This window comes from Zeaxanthinibacter sp. PT1 (genome assembly GCF_028464225.1).
Taxonomy (GTDB): Bacteria; Bacteroidota; Bacteroidia; order Flavobacteriales; family Flavobacteriaceae; genus Zeaxanthinibacter.
The window spans coordinates 123137-139117 of sequence record NZ_JAQPCN010000004.1; the positions used below are offsets into that span (position 1 = coordinate 123137).

Annotated in this window: 12 protein-coding genes; 9 read left to right on the top strand and 3 right to left on the bottom strand. The window is 44.8% G+C overall.

The genetic code is table 11. The annotated features are described in order from the left end of the window. The first annotated feature begins 200 nt into the window (after window positions 1-200). From PP178_RS11680 to nhaA, 8 genes are all read left to right on the top strand, one after another. A complete protein-coding gene (locus PP178_RS11680; protein ID WP_272594528.1) occupies window positions 201-1481 on the top strand; it encodes an MFS transporter in 1281 nt (426 codons plus the stop codon). A gap of 21 nt (window positions 1482-1502) precedes the next feature. Then, a complete protein-coding gene (locus tag PP178_RS11685) occupies window positions 1503-2264 on the top strand; it encodes an SDR family NAD(P)-dependent oxidoreductase (RefSeq protein WP_272594529.1) in 762 nt (253 codons plus the stop codon). A gap of 11 nt (window positions 2265-2275) precedes the next feature. Next, window positions 2276-3031 carry an SDR family NAD(P)-dependent oxidoreductase gene (locus PP178_RS11690; RefSeq protein ID WP_272594530.1) on the top strand — a complete coding sequence of 252 codons (756 nt, stop codon included), beginning with the start codon at window positions 2276-2278 and terminating at the stop codon, window positions 3029-3031. A 38-nt stretch (window positions 3032-3069) separates the two neighbouring features. Further along, window positions 3070-4110 (top strand): sugar kinase, encoded by a 1041-nt coding sequence (locus tag PP178_RS11695; protein ID WP_272594531.1) that lies wholly within the window; start codon window positions 3070-3072, stop codon window positions 4108-4110. A gap of 12 nt (window positions 4111-4122) precedes the next feature. Continuing rightward, on the top strand, window positions 4123-5346 hold the full coding sequence (locus tag PP178_RS11700) for a 6-phosphofructokinase (RefSeq protein WP_272594532.1): 1224 nt from the start codon (window positions 4123-4125) through the stop codon (window positions 5344-5346). A 4-nt stretch (window positions 5347-5350) separates the two neighbouring features. After that, a complete protein-coding gene (locus PP178_RS11705; protein ID WP_272594533.1) occupies window positions 5351-6019 on the top strand; it encodes a bifunctional 4-hydroxy-2-oxoglutarate aldolase/2-dehydro-3-deoxy-phosphogluconate aldolase in 669 nt (222 codons plus the stop codon). A 4-nt stretch (window positions 6020-6023) separates the two neighbouring features. Continuing rightward, window positions 6024-7307 (top strand): NRAMP family divalent metal transporter, encoded by a 1284-nt coding sequence (locus tag PP178_RS11710; protein ID WP_272594534.1) that lies wholly within the window; start codon window positions 6024-6026, stop codon window positions 7305-7307. A gap of 161 nt (window positions 7308-7468) precedes the next feature. Beyond that, window positions 7469-8812 carry a Na+/H+ antiporter NhaA gene (nhaA, locus tag PP178_RS11715; protein ID WP_272594535.1) on the top strand — a complete coding sequence of 448 codons (1344 nt, stop codon included), beginning with the start codon at window positions 7469-7471 and terminating at the stop codon, window positions 8810-8812. Window positions 8813-9260: 448 nt separating this feature from the next. Here nhaA and PP178_RS11720 read toward each other — a convergent pair whose 3' ends face one another. Both PP178_RS11720 and PP178_RS11725 read right to left on the bottom strand, forming a co-directional pair. After that, window positions 9261-10145, bottom strand: coding sequence for a PorP/SprF family type IX secretion system membrane protein (locus PP178_RS11720; RefSeq protein WP_272594536.1), 885 nt, complete (start codon window positions 10143-10145; stop codon window positions 9261-9263). A gap of 30 nt (window positions 10146-10175) precedes the next feature. After that, entirely contained in the window at window positions 10176-12710 is a 2535-nt protein-coding gene (locus PP178_RS11725; RefSeq protein WP_272594537.1) for a gliding motility-associated C-terminal domain-containing protein, read from the bottom strand. 511 nt (window positions 12711-13221) lie between these two features. Here PP178_RS11725 and PP178_RS11730 point away from each other — a divergent pair. Next, window positions 13222-13515 carry a type IX secretion system membrane protein PorP/SprF gene (locus PP178_RS11730; RefSeq protein ID WP_272594665.1) on the top strand — a complete coding sequence of 98 codons (294 nt, stop codon included), beginning with the start codon at window positions 13222-13224 and terminating at the stop codon, window positions 13513-13515. 129 nt (window positions 13516-13644) lie between these two features. On the opposite strand, the gene PP178_RS11735 is transcribed toward PP178_RS11730, so the two are convergent. Beyond that, window positions 13645-15774, bottom strand: a complete 2130-nt coding sequence (locus tag PP178_RS11735) for a catalase (RefSeq protein ID WP_272594538.1) — start codon at window positions 15772-15774, stop codon at window positions 13645-13647. Window positions 15775-15981: the final 207 nt, after the last annotated feature.

Genomic DNA, 15981 nt, shown 5'->3' on the forward strand with positions numbered 1-15981 from the left:
TTGTCTTCATGTTGAATGAATAAGGAGGGAAGTAAAACTTGATAAATCTTGTGGACCGCCTGCTCACTTTTGAGTTTGGATGAGAGATTTCAAGGATTAACATTTAATGTTATTATAGTATTCCGAAGTTTATTTTAAAACAGGACGAGAATCCTGCAGGGATTTCTCATGAATATCGCAAACGACTTTAAACCAAGACAATGAAATTAAAAGGTTTAAGATGGTGGGTCATTGCACTCATTTGCATTGCCACCGTAATTAATTATATAGACCGCACAGCCTTTGGCGTGATGTGGCCGGAAATGGGCAAGGATCTCGGTATGGACGAGTCTGATTATGCCGTAATGCTCAATGTTTTTATGGTGACCTATGCCTTGGGTAAATTCTTATCCGGTAAGCTATACGACCAGATAGGAACCCGTATGGGCTTTGTCTTTTCGATTGCTTTGTGGTCCGGGGCAGCCGTACTTCATGCTTTTGCTCGTGGCCTCATTTCTCTCTCTATTGTCCGTGGAGCATTGGGTCTTGGTGAAGCAGGTAATTGGCCCGGGGCTGTAAAAAGCAACGGGGAATGGTTCCCTGTAAAAGAGAGAGCCATCGCGCAGGGAATTTTCAATGCAGGTGCTTCTTTAGGCAGCGTTATTGCACCTGCTTTGATTGCCTACTTATATGTACAATTCGGCTGGAGGACTACCTTCATCATTTTAGGAGCCATTGGCCTACTATGGATCATTCCCTGGCTTTTCATCAATAAGGCTAAACCCGAGGATCATCCGTGGATCACCGAGAAAGAAAGGGAGCTTATCTTATCAGATAAACCAGATGTCCCTAAAGAAATTGGTGAAAAGGAAAAAGGACTATCAGTACTGCAGATATTAAATTATAAAGAATCGTGGGGGGTACTGACGGCGCGATTTTTTATTGAACCCATATGGTGGCTATTTGTAGGTTGGATGCCACTTTACCTGCATTCAAAATATAACTTCAGTATTGAAGAGATAGGACAGACAATTTGGATTTCTTACCTGGGCGGAATGGTTGGAAGTATTTTGGGCGGCTGGTTCTGTGGTAAACTCATGGAAAGCAGATCTGTAGATTTTGCTCGGAAGACCTCTATTCTGATAGGCGTAATCCTGATATTCATGGGCTTACTGGGCATAATATTCTTTGTTTCCGGGGAGAACCCAATGACCTTTATATATATCGTAGGTGTGGTATTGTTTGGATTCCAGTTCTCCATTGGGAATATTCAAACTTTATCCAGTGACTTGCTCAGAGGACCATCGGTGGGCACACTGGCCGGGCTTGCCGGAACTGTGGCGGCAATTTCAGTGATCATTATGAACTGGTTAATACCGAAGATTACCACAGTTTCATATACACCTGCTTTCATTATTATAGCAGTGTTGGCCCCACTGTCAATGCTCTCAATTTATATACTGATCAGGAAAATTAGGAAAGTTGAACTACAATCTATTTAAAACACATTTAAAACAAAACAGATGAAATCAAACGGAAAAATAGCCATTATTACGGGAGCGACAGGAGGAATCGGATTTCAGGTAGCCAAGAGGCTCGGGAATGATGGATATACAGTGATATTAAACGGGATCGACGATGAAGCCGGGGCTGAACGCGTAAAGGAACTAAGCTCGGAAGGAATTAAGGCGGAATACTACGGTTTTGATGTTACCGATGAAGATGCAGTAACCGATAACATCGAAAAGATCGGTAAGAAATATGGTAAAATAGATGTACTGGTCAACAATGCCGGTGGCTTGGGAGGAAGATCCAGGTTTGAAGATATGACCACGGAGTTTTATCGGTCGGTAATGGCATTAAATCTGGATTCCACCTTTTTTGCCTCCCGAGCCGCTATCCCTTTTCTGAAAAAAGGAGAAAACGCCTCTATTATCAACTACACTTCCATCGCGGGATGGAATGCCGGGGGACCCGGTGCCGGGATTTACGGAACATCAAAGGCAGGAGTTCATGCCATCACCAGGGCATTGGCCAAAGATCTTGCTGAATATGGTATCAGGGTAAATGCGGTATCCCCGGGAACAATCGATACTCCATTTCACGCCCAGATTAAGTCGACCAAACCTGAAGTTTTTGAATCCTGGAAGAACAACATTCTTTTGGGTCGCTTAGGTAAGCCAGAGGATGTAGCCTCTGTTATTTCCTTCCTGGTGAGTGATGATGCTTCATTTATGACCGCAGAAACCATTCAAGTGGGTGGTGGACAAGGATTAGGGATTTAAAACAGAAATTCATGAGTAGGTTAAAGGGAAAAGTAGCCGTAGTAACTGGTGGATCAAGAGATATAGGTCATACAATAGCCATCAAACTGGCGGATGAAGGAGCTAAGGTAGTAGTCAACTATTATAACTCGGAGTCTGAAGCGAATGACACGGTAGCCAAAATAGAATCCATGGGGCAAGAGGCGATTGCCGTTAAAGCTGATGTTTCAAAGCTAGAGGATATTGAGCATCTGAAGGATCGGACAGTCGAAGCGTTTGGAGATAATGTAGATATTTTAGTTAATAATGCAGGAGGACTATTTGCCCGAAAAACGCTTCAGGAATTCGATGAAAACTTCTTTGATCTCTTGATCGGGGTTAACTTTAAATCTGTTGTATTTGTCACACAGGTTTTTGAACCCTTAATGGAGAAAGGTGCAGCCATAGTTAATTTGTCTTCCCAGGCTGCTCGCGATGGAGGCGGTGGAGGTTCGGCATTGTATAGTGCATCTAAAGGTGCGGTATCTACATTTACCAGGGCGATGTCTAAGGAGTTGGGTCCGAAGGGAATTCGGGTTAATGCAGTCTGTCCGGGCTTGATAGCGACAAAATTCCACGACGATTTCACAAAAAATGAAGTACGCGATCGTGTTGCCTCCGGAACCCCTTTACGCAGGGAAGGTCTGGCAGAGGAAGTTGCAGACCTGGTTGCTTATCTAGCTTCCGACGAAGCATCTTTTATAACCGGTAATAATATTGACATTAATGGGGGGCTGGCTTTCAGTTAAACCCATAATAATACAATCTAATCAAAAAACGGTACCAAATGAAAAAAGTAGTAACCTTTGGAGAAATTATGCTAAGATTGGCCCCTCCTGGATTTTTAAGGTTTTCACAGGCCAATAGCTTTGATGTAGTTTATGGCGGGGGAGAGTCCAATGTGGCCGTTTCCCTTGCGAATTATGGAGTACCGGTTGATTTTGTTACCCGCCTGCCAAAACATGACATTGGGGAATGTGCATTGATGGAGTTGCGCAAACGGGGCGTAGGGACAGATAAAATTATTTACGGCGGCGATCGTTTAGGAATCTATTTCTTGGAAACGGGAGCCGTAAGCCGCGGCAGTAAAGTTGTTTATGACAGGGCTCATTCAGCTATCGCTGAGATTGAAAAGGGGATGATAGACTGGAAATCTGTATTTGAGGGGGTAGCATGGTTTCATTGGACCGGAATTACTCCGGCCATATCTCAAGGAGCTGCCGATGTTTGTCTGGAAGCAGTTAAGGTTGCTAACGAGATGGGAATAACAATTTCTACCGACCTGAATTACCGTGCAAAATTATGGCAATATGGAGGGGATAGAGAGGCTATTATGACCGAACTGACTTCTTATTGTGATATCGTACTTGGTAATGAAGAGGACGCTGAAAAACATTTTGGTATCAAACCAGAAGGTTTAGATATCACAACACAAGGGGAACACGTAAAGGCAGAAGCTTTCCTGTCAGTTTGCCAACAGATGATGAAGAAATTCCCAAGAGCCAAAAAAGTAATAACCACCTTGAGAGGTTCGATCTCTGCTTCGCACAATAGCTGGGCTGGGGTATTGTACGATGGAAAAAAAATGTATAAATCACCAGAGTATCAAATTACGGATATCGTGGATAGAGTGGGCGGTGGTGATTCGTTCATGGGAGGTTTGATCTACGGTCTGCTTAAGTACCCGGAGGATGATCAGAACGCCCTGAATTTTGCAGTTGCTGCTTCTTGTTTAAAGCACACTATTAAGGGCGATGCGAATTTGGTCACAACCGCCGAGGTGGAGAAATTAATGAGTGGCGATGCTTCAGGAAGGGTAGCCAGATAACGATACAGGGAAATGACTTCCAGAAAATCAATATTAATAATTTGTGGAGGAGGCCCTGCTCCCGGGATAAATGCTGTGATTAGTACCGTTGCCAAAATCTTTATTAAGGATGGGTACAGGGTACTTGGTTTACATGAAGGGTTTAAGGGTATTTTTTCAGAAGATCCTGATATCAAAGAATTTGATTTTCACCACGCAGACCGAATTTTTAGCAGGGGAGGCTCAACCTTGATAATGAGCCGGTTTAAACCGGGGAAAGAACGGTTGAATTCTAAACTTTTCCTAGAGAACAATGTTAAGCTCCTGGTAAGTATAGGAGGCGATGATACTGCATCAACAGCTAACCGAATTACAGGTTATCTGAAAGACCAAAACATCGCTGTGGCTAATATCCATGTTCCCAAAACGATCGATAATGATCTTCCACTACCAGACCGTAACCCGACCTTTGGGTTTCATTCGGCAAAGGATGAAGGTGTACGTATAGGAAATACGACCTACGAAGATGCCCGTACCAGTCATAATTGGTTTGTTATGTCAACTATGGGGAGGTCTGCGGGGCATTTGGCATTCGGTATAGCGACAAGCTGTCATTTCCCGATGATGGTTATCCCTGAAATGTTTGATAAGACCACAATCACCTTTGACAAAGTAATCCGCTTGATCATCTCGTCGATGGTTAAAAGAAAAATCCTTGGCATCCACTACGGGGTGGCATTGGTCAGTGAGGGGGTATTCCATATCATGCCCGAATCGGAATTGAACAATTCCGGGATAAAATTCACCTATGATGATCACGGCCATCCAGAACTCGGAAATGTAAGTAAGTCTCACATCTTCAATGTGCTGGTCCAGGCCCGCCTCAAGAAATTGGGCATTGAGATTAAGAGCAGGCCGGTAGAATTAGGGTACGAACTGCGCTGTTGCAGACCCATTGGTTTTGATCTAACCCTGTGTACCCTTTTAGGTCTGGGAGTGAAAAAACTGTACGATCAAGGCTTGAGTGGATGTATTGTAACAGCCAATTCTCGCGGTGAGGTAACGCCACTGTTTTTAAATGACCTACAGGACAAGGATGGAAAAATAGCGCCGAGGTTGGTAAATATTGATTCGGAATTTGCTAACCTCTGCTTTCAAAACCTTCATTACCTGGAAGAGGCTGATTATAAAAAGGCAAAGACCTACTTAAAAGATCCATCCGAATATGATTTCAATAAAATTTTAAAAAAAGCATAAGAAAATGGCGCAATATTCACGCATAGAAGTGGCAATGGTAATGAAGGAAACGGGAATGGTACCTCTTTTCTATCACCCCGATGTTGAATTAGGAAAAAAAGTTTTGAAGGCATGCTACGATGGCGGGGCAAGGTTAATGGAGTTTACAGCACGAGGTGATTTTGCTTTCGAGGTGTTCTCTGTACTAAATAAATATGCCATCGAGAAATTACCGGGAATGATCCTGGGAGTGGGGTCAATTACCGATGCCGCAGCAGCCTCATTATTTATGCAGATGGGGGCCAATTTTATAGTGACACCTTCATTACGTGAAGATATAGCATTGGTTTGCAATCGCAGGAAAGTTTTGTGGTCCCCGGGCTGTGGCTCGCTTGCTGAAATCAACAAAGCAGAAGAGCTGGGTTGCGAGATTATTAAACTTTTCCCCGGCTCTACTTACGGCCCCGGTTATGTAAAAGCGATTAAGGGACCACAACCCTGGACAAATGTTATGCCCACAGGAGGCGTCAGTACAGAAGAGAGTAACCTGAGCGCCTGGTTTGAAGCAGGGGTAACTTGCGTAGGTATGGGATCTAAGTTGATCAGCAAAGAAATTCTCGAAAATAAAGAATTTAAGGAATTGGAGGAAAAGGTAGCTAAGACCTTAGAAATTATTGCAAAAATAAAGGCTTGATCCGATGAAGGAAAAAGTCCCAGATGTATCGATTCTTAAAAAAATAGTAGGGGTTGTATTAGCTTTTGGTCCGGGAATTTTTGCCATCGGTTATACCATAGGAACTGGTAGCGTTACTTCAATGATTGTAGCCGGTAGTACCTATGGGATGCAATTGCTATGGGTGCTTCTGCTCAGTTGCATCTTTTCCGGTTTCCTGATGTATGCCTATGGTAACTACGCCTTGCTGACCGGGGAAACGGGATTATATGCCTTTAAACATCATCTCAAATATGGAAAGGCTATAGCCATCCTGATTATTATTGGGATCTCTTTTGGGCAGTGGAACTCCCTGATGGGAATTCTGGGGATTTCAGCCAATATCATTTTTGAGATATTTCATATTTATTATCCATCGATATCGGGTTACCACTACGAGTGGGTCTTAATTATTGCCATTATTCTCATCGCTTTGATGTATGCATTATTATTGGTTGGGAAGTACACATTTTTTGAAAAAATCCTGGTCATTTTTGTTACGATAATGGCTTTTTCATTTTTCCTGTCAGTGTTTATGGTTTACCCTTTGCCGGAAGAAGTTTTAAAAGGATTGATTCCGTCAATTCCCCGGGTTGCAGGGGGTAAAATGATGGTGGCGGCATTTGTAGGTACTACCATGGCTGCGGCGACCTTTTTGTCCAGACCTTTATTTGTCAAGGGAAAGGGATGGACAATCAAAAACCTTGCCCAACAGAAAAAAGACGCTATTATAGCAGCCTGCTTAGTTTTTGTAATTAGTGCGACCATTATGGCCGTGGCCAGTGGAGCTTTATACCATCAAGGTCAGCCGGTAACAAAGGTATTGGATATGGTCGGGGTACTTGAGCCTGTAGCAGGTAAATTTGCCCTGACATTGTTTTTCTTCGGTACACTCAGTGCCGGGCTGTCTTCAATTTTTCCATGCCTTTTGATTGCCCCAATTTTGATTGCAGATTATCAATCCGGAGAATTGGATACCAATTCACGGCAATTTAAACTGATAACCTTTGTAGCCTGTTTATTTGCGCTGATCGTTCCGGTCTTTGGTGCCAACCCTATCGAGATGCAGATCTTATCCCAGGTGTTTAACGTATTTGTACTGCCATTGGTAATCTTAGGTATTATATTATTGATCAATAACAGCAAGTTACTCGGTGAGAGGACTGTTAGTATGTGGCTCAACCTGGTATTATTTGCTGCGCTCTTATTTTCCTGTGTTATCTCGTACAATGGAGTGATGGCATTACTGCAATTTTTTAATTGGATTTGATCACTTGTCTGGACAAATTAATTTTTATTGATGGTAAATACAGATATTCTACCCTTTCCGTGGTACAGTTACCTCCTGTGATAGTGGGTATTCCAAAATAATTTGACATACCTTTTTATAAAACCAATTTTTTTAGCAACTTCTGCGGGTAAATCATTGTTTTGGAAGAGAAGTTCAGGCTAAAAAAGAAACCGATTGATCGGTTTTATAAGTATATAGGATTCTTTTTTGACAGCGGTACCACCTTAGGAGCCTTGCTGATGATCATGGTGGTCATTGCCATGGGGTGGGCGAACTCGCCCTGGGCCGCAACCTACCAACAGCTGTTTGAAACTAAGATCGCCGTAGGCTACGAAGGATTTAAGATAGAAGAAACCCTGAAACACTGGATCAATGACTTCCTAATGGCTTATTTCTTTTTTCTTGTGGGCCTGGAGATCAAAAGAGAGTTTATCGATGGTCATTTATCCACGGTACAGCGTGCCACAGGGCCACTGATAGGTGCTATAGGCGGGATGGCAATGCCCGCACTGATATTTCTCGCCATCACCTGGGGAACTCCCGGAATGGCGGGGTGGGGTATCCCCATGGCCACGGATATCGCCTTCGCAGTAGGTTTTTTGTCGCTCACAGGATACGCCATACAGCGGAACGGGAAGCCTTTTTTAACAGCCCTGGCCGCTGCAGATGATATAGGAGCTATCCTGGTGATCGCATTTTTCCTGACCACCGGTATTGATTTTGGAAACTTGTTAGCGGCACTGGTGTATTTCCTGGTCATGCTGGTCGGTAATTTTATCGGAATCAGGAATACCTGGTTTTATTTAATCGTTGGCATATTCGGACTTTGGGTAGCCTTACTTTTATCAGGAGTTCATGCGACGCTCGCCGGGATCCTGGCAGCTTTATGTATTCCGGCAAGGACCAAGATTACCGAAGAATCTTATAAAGAAGTCCTGGTATCCAGGTCAGAGCAATTTGCCGCGGCAAGCGTAACCCCTACTGGATTGCTAACGACAGAACAGGTGAAAATCGTTCAGGGAGTGATCCGGGACAGTAAGAGAGCCCTCACCCCCCTGCAGCGTATTGAACGAAATATTAAGCCTTTTGTGAATTTCCTGGTGCTCCCTGTTTTCGCCCTCGCCAATTCAGGAATCAGTCTAGAAGGGAACCTTTTAAACATGATATCTCATCCTTTAAGCCTGGGGATCATCGCCGGGCTGGTTATAGGAAAATTGTTCGGGATCTTATCCGCCAATTACACAGCCAGTCGACTGGGGATCAGCAAGCTCCCGGAAGGCATGAGCTGGAAGATGCTGGCAGGCCTGTCTTCCCTGGCGGGTATCGGTTTCACCATGTCACTGTTTATAGCCGGGATCGTATTTAAGGATCCCGAGATGCTGGCAATTGCTAAAATTGGCGTGTTGACGGGGTCTGCCATTTCGGCCGTCCTGGCGATCAGCTGGCTGCGTTATCTTACAAGTCGCACGCAACCGTTTCCTTAGTTTAAAAGTGCATGAATAGGATAAGTCCTATATTCTCGCAAAATCGTCATGAAACATGGCCGGTTAACTGGATTTGATATTCATGTTCGCTGCTGTTTTACTGCAACCATTGCCTAATCATCTTAAAAATCCTTGTCAAACCTGGAAGCAAGTACTGTAAAGCCAGGATGAACAGTTTATGAGCATTAAATTAAAATACACTATATCAAAACTTTATAGGGTATGGGTTCATGTTGCGTATAATGAAGAAAGGTTAATATAAGCTTCAAAGAAACCGTAATTAAGGCAATAATATTCTGTAGCCATTGAAATAGAAATCGGGTTTTACCACCATAAGTGTTAACCATAAAAAAGTGATTTGCGCAGGCAAATCACTTTTTACTTTTCCCGAATCCAGCCACTAGGGCGGGGGTGCTTGGAGCTATATATTTAGCATGTGGCTGAAGGCTTACATCTGTAACCTCATAAAAATTTCATGGCTGTTTTGCGATGCGTTGTAAACCTCACTTTGTACCGCTGCCTCATAGGCATATCCAAGGGCAATTGAGTTCGATACTTTAAAAAGGAATAAACCACTGATACTTTCCCTGAAGCGGTAGCTGGCCCCAAGGTCAAATCTCTGTCCAAAGTTAAGCATGGCAGTCATATCAACCGATATTGGGGAGGCATCCACATATCGCAACATGCTCGAAGCGGTTAACTCCAGGTTGTTGCCTAAGGCAAAGGCACATCCACCCATAAGGTAGGCATGCAGCCTCTCCTCTCCGAGATAGGCATTGCCATCCCGTTCCTGCAGCCGATCCGAGCCAAGGAGTTTAGGTGCTGACAGTGAAACAAAATATTTATCCGCTTTCAGGTAGGCTCCCACACCCACGTTGGGTGTAAACCGTGAATCATAGCCAGAAAGGCTTCCATCCTGTCCTACACCATAGGTAACCAGTCCGTCGCTGTTTACATTATAACTGTTGCCACTGCCTTTTATCCCCAAGTAAAGTACCTGGCTGTGGTTTAGCCTAAGGGCATAGGAAAAATCGATCCCCACCCAGGTTTGTGACTCCACAAAGGTTTTGTCGTTGAGGACTGTAACCCCCAATCCAATATTCCTGCCCACAGGCATGGAGAAAATGGCACTCTGGCTTTCAGGGGCTCCTTCAACGCCAGCCCACTGGCTGCGCAGGCCAAGACCCAGTTCGGCCCCTTCACCAGATCCAGCATATGCCGGGTTGAAAAGGTTCATATTGTACCGGTAGAATATATACATGGGGTCTTGCTGTGCCCAGGCGGTAAGAACAAAGAAGGAAAAAATCGCCGTAAATAAAAGTTGTTTTTTCATCGTGATATCTATTGAATACGTTGTTGGATTTTAATAATTGATAAACAGCCATCCCTGAATCTGTGGGGTGCCATTCCCCAAGTCGATTGCAAAGAAATAGGAGCCAGCCGGCAATTTTTCACTATTGTTCTTGTAATGTCCCTCCCAGTTATTGCGATAACCCCGTACTGCATAAACCATCTGTCCTTGGCGGTTATAAACCTTTACCGTGTTATTGGGGTAATTCTCGATATCCGGAATGATCCAGCTATCATTAAGGCCGTCACCGTTGGGCGTCATCGCCTGGGCAGGCCTCACCGATTTGCCAACTTCTGGTCTTTCTTCTTCCTCGAAAGGCTCGTTATCTTCCTCCGGGAAGTCCGCGGGGTCTAGTGGATCTGTTCCTAATGCAATTTCTTCATCATCACTATAACCATCGCCATCATCGTCCTGGTCGGCATTATCTCCGGTACCATCGCCATCAGTATCTGTATCTTCGTTTTCATCCAGAGGGAAAGCATCGTCCTCATCAGCCGTGCCATCACCATCATCATCAGTATCGGCATTGTCGCCGTTACCGTCACCATCGGTATCCCTATCTTCGTTCGCGTCCTGAGGGAAAGCATCGTTTTCATCAGCGATGCCATCACCGTCGTCATCAGTGTCGGCATTGTTACCAGTGCCGTCCCCATCTGTATCCGTATCTTCGGTTTTATCTAATGGAAAGGCGTCATTTTCATCAGCTATGCCATCACCGTCGTCATCGGTATCCGCATTGTCACCGGTCCCGTCCCCATCTGTATCCGTATCTTCGGCTTCATCCAGTGGAAAGGCGTCATTTTCATCTGGGGTGCCATCTCCATCATCATCATCATCGCACAGGTCGCCCATACCATCGATATCTGTATCAGTTTGATCTGTATTTGAAAAAAGTGGACAATTATCCGTATGGTCTTCAATTCCATCGTTATCGTCATCTTCATCACAGACATCTCCCTGTCCATCTTCATCAGCGTCTGACTGGTCTGGGTTAGGTATCGATTTACAATTGTCCGTAAGGTCACTCACCCCGTCACCGTCTGTATCTTCATCATCTGAATTGGTAATTACAATTTCAAAGCTGCTTTCAAAGGTCCCCCCATATAGGTCCGTAACCCTAACCCTGATCGAGTACACATTCCTGACTTCAAAATCGAAAATCTCCCCGGCCTGCAGCGTATTACCATTGATTGTAAAGCTGGCATTATCATCATCACCCTGGCCACTTACTAATTGATAACTATGGGCATCACCGCTATCGGGGTCAGATACTGAAAAATTACCAATATGCTCCCCAACCGTATTGTTTTCAAGGATTTCATTGGAAGAAATGGAAGCATTGATAGGTGCTGTATTCTCTGCAATGGTAATTTGAACCTGGTCATTTGAAGGCTCGCAACCGTTAGTAGTAATTTCCCATTGGTAGGTATACACTCCGTTAACTAGTCCGGAAAGGTCAAGAATATTATCATTCGGTGATTCGTTTGGCGTATTCGGCCCCGATACGAGGGTCCAGGCCCCGACCCCAACCTCAGCAGTATTTGCCAGGAGTTGAGCTGTAGTAGTTCCTGACACCAGGTATTGATCTTCCCCGGCATCCGCTACGGTCGGTTCCGCAGAAATAACCACCTCTTCCGAATAAACACCGGAAGAATTATCCTCACGGAGTATGGTAAGGGTAACATTGTAAATGCCTGCCTGAGCATATGCATGGGAAGGGCCCTGTTGTGTAGAGGTATTTCCATCCCCAAAATCCCAATCATACGCCACTACAGGGGAACCGCCCTCTTCCCTGAATGAAAAAGTAAGGTTGTTGGAAGGGAAGCAGGTATCGCCGGTAACTTCGATAGCCCCGGTTAGCCACATCATCATATTCGCAAATAATTGGTATCCGTGAATTTTATTTTCGTGTATCGCTGCATCTGGGGATACAGCAATTCCAATAACCCGGCCACTGCCGTTCACCCCTACATTTTCCCTGGCCTGTATGCCTGGTCGGCCATCCGAAAATTTGGCGATGGAATAGGCTTCCGGCGCCAGCGTATTGGAGGTGGAAGACCAGAGGTTCCCCACATTCCAGGTATCAGTATCAATTATAAAGGGGTAATTAAGCGCAGGGTGGTGGGGTATATCAATCGTTCCAAAATGCGAGGGTCCCATGGACTGACTTGCAGGTATAAGAGCATCGTAAGTCCAGGCGCCACCAATTCGGATGGATGCATTGGCGAAGAGGAAGATACCTACGCCCCCTCCATTATCTACATACGATTTTAAGGCCTGGCCCATACCATAACCTGAATTGTAACCTGAATTTGTTACAACCATGACCGCGTCATAGTTAGCTAAATAATTTACGTCATATTTATTGGGCGCATCCCACACGACAGCATCAACAGTATCAAAAGCCCCGGTTGCAAAAAGGTCAGCGGCGTGATCCTGGGCTCTGGTAAGATAAGAGGAGCTTCCTCCATAGAGCACAAGGATGTCCTGTGCAGATACAATAAAAATTGTACATAAATAAAAAAGGCAAAAAATAATTCGCTTCATGTTCAGAAGGTATGTAATGGTTAAAAATTGTTGAAAACCGGTGCTCTTATACGGCTCTTGTAGCTTAGGAGCGTTCAAACCTAGATTTTTATTGTACTACTTTTCCTATATAAGTTGTAACCGTAGACCTGGCTGTTGTGAACTTGAGAAAAAAAGTGGTTAGCACTTTTATGGAAATGGTATCAGACCGAAAATCCAGTTAGCCTATTTTAATAAAATCTGGATTGAGGTATATATCTGAGTGGAGGTAACTATTACAGCGTAAATGCAAGTGGACTTGAGACTTATAATATTAATTCGGACCCCTCCCTCCAGGATATCAGTAATTTTTCACCAAATGTGGGGGAGGAGCATACTCTGTGGCCCATGGATATTATTTGTCCTTGTCTGTACCTCGTCTGTTAAGTAGTGAAAAAGTAAAGGCCCAGGATGGGATGGCATCCGCGGTAACAGACCGTCCGCACCTCTTCCTCAGTGGAGGGTATAATTTTGCGGTCTCAGGGGATGGACCCTGGAGCCTTCCACGCTTCTGCGATACGTGTCCGGGGCTCCGGCATCGTTAGAGTTAACGGCCATGACCGATTATAACCGGATAGTGAAATTCGGACTCAGCAACCGCACAGATAAGGCCATGGCGGGCCTGATCAAACTTAATCTCTGGAACCAGTTCGATCTCGGTTATGCCTATGAAACCCAGTTCGGTAAACAGGTTATAGCCAATGCGGGAAACACCCATAAATTGTTTCTTCGCTACCGCATTAATACCGCCGTGGTACGCACTATTGCTGATGCCTCAGGAGATTAAACCGGAAGGTGAAGTAAAAATTCAGGGCAGTATTACTTATGCTAAACAAGAACGGGAACTTTAAAAGTTCCCGTTTTTTAATACCACAGGTTCAGGGTTCCCCTAACTGCCTGTACGGATCAGTCCTTATCAGACCGCAACAGCTTTCGCAACTTCCATCCTGTCCCAGTTTCTGTGCTGTGCAATGGCATCGCAGAACTTGTCAGCATCCGCATCGATAAACAAAGCCTTGTCTTTTTTGTGATCTCTAGCAAAGGTTTCATCCAGCAGTTGTTTTCCTTCACCAGAAACAGCAATGGCTTTGCAATGTTTAAAAGCTTCGTTCACAAACTTTATGAATTTCTTCTCTTTCAGCAGCGCCTTAGCGGAAGCTGCTCCGCCAGGAATATAAACTGCATCGAACAAGACACTTTCCGTGGTGGCAATAGCAGCATCTACAGCGTATTTATTTCCTTTACCCGATTTTATGCTACCACCGTGGGGTGCCACAACCTGTACGACTGCATTCCTTTGTTCAAGGGTTTTCTTCATCACGCCAAATTGCTCCTCGGAAAAACCTTCTGCTGCCAAGAAGGCAATTTTCCTGGTTGCGATACTATCAAACCGTGTATTTGCCTGGCTCAGGGCTGAAGATTTATCCAGGTAATTCTTAGCCGGTCCGGGTTGAAAATCTTCCGGATTACTGTCAGCACCAATCGCCTGGTTAATAGGCTGTTCTATTTTATCCGGAATCTCCATACCAAGGTTCTCTGCTACCTTGTTTGCCAGACCCTTATCTATCTGCTGGATGAGCCATAACATTCGTTCTTTAATATGAGCGTGCATACATTTCCCCAGTTCAAATGAATAAGCATCTGCTACATGCTCCTGTTCCCAGGAAGCAAGGCTGCGATAGAACAATGCAGGCTGGGAAAAATGATCACTAAAACTCTTGCTGCGCGTCCTTATCTTTTTAGCATCTATGCGCTCCTCATAAGAATGGAATGCACCTTCGGCTATTTTGGATAAATGGGGGCAACCTCCGCCCAGGGTATTCGGGAAATATGCGGTTTGTCCTTTAGGGATCTGGGTTTGCATATGCCCGTCACGCTGGTTATGGAATGTTTCGGTTACGGGTTGGTTGATGGGTATCTGGTGAAAATTAGGACTACCCAGGCGTGATAGCTGTGTATCCCGGTAAGAAAACAACCTTCCCTGTAATAAAGGGTCGTTTGTAAAGTCGATTCCCGGTACTATGTTTCCAGGCAGGAAGGCCACCTGTTCAGTTTCGGCGAAAAAGTTCTCAGGGTTTCGGTTGAGGGTCATTTTCCCGATGATCTTTACAGGTACCGTTTCTTCCGGTACGAGCTTCGTCGGATCCAACAAGTCAAATTCAAAAGAGTGCTCTTCTTTTTCCGGGATGATTTGCATACCGAGTTCCCATTCAGGGTATTGTCCGGATTCAATAGCATCCCAGAGATCACGCCTGTGGAAATCCGGGTCTGCGCCATTGATGCGTACCGCTTCGTCCCAGGTGACCGAGTGTACCCCCAAAACAGGTTTCCAGTGGAATTTGACAAAATGAGCTTCACCCTTGTCGTTGATTAAACGGTAGGTATGGATCCCAAAACCTTCCATCATCCGGAGGCTTCTCGGGATAGCCCTGTCACTCATAACCCAGATATGGTTGTGTAGTGTTTCGGTCGTCAGGGAAACAAAATCATAAAAAGTGTCATGGGCAGATGCGGCCTGCGGAATCTCTTTGTTGGGTTCCGGTTTTACTGAGTGAATAAGATCCGGGAATTTCATGGCGTCCTGAATAAAGAAAATGGGCATATTGTTCCCAACGAGATCCCAGGTGCCTTCCTCCGTATAGAATTTGACGGCGAATCCACGGACATCACGAGCCAGGTCCGGGGAACCTTTAGATCCCGCAACTGTGGAAAACCGGACAAAGACCGGGGTTTTTCGTTTGGTATCTGTAAAAATGCCGGCCTTGGAAAATTCGGCAATACTGTCATACAATTCAAAATAACCATGCGCCCCACTCCCTCGGGCATGCACGATCCTCTCCGGGATCCTTTCGTGGTCAAAACTGGTGATCTTCTCCCGGAGCAGGAAATCCTCAAGCAGGGTAGAACCCCTTGGGCCCGCTTTAAGGGAATTATTGGTATCGTTCACCTTAACTCCCTGACGGGTGGTGAGGGCCTTGCCTTCAGGATCGACCATATTCTTTTGTAACTGCTCTATTTTTTGAGTGTTAGATTCTTTCTTAGCCATAATCGTTGTTTTATGTTCAGCTCTAGGTGTGGTTAAATTAGCTGATAAAAGATCGTGGAGAAGGCTCTATGCGATAATATAATAGCTTTAAGAGCAGCAAAGAAGAAGCAAAATTACTTGCCGGTGATAACCGGGTTATTCCCGTCTGTTGAAAAAATCAGATATAAATTGAATAGCGTTAATCTTTGGTGTGCCTGGTAACGTGTT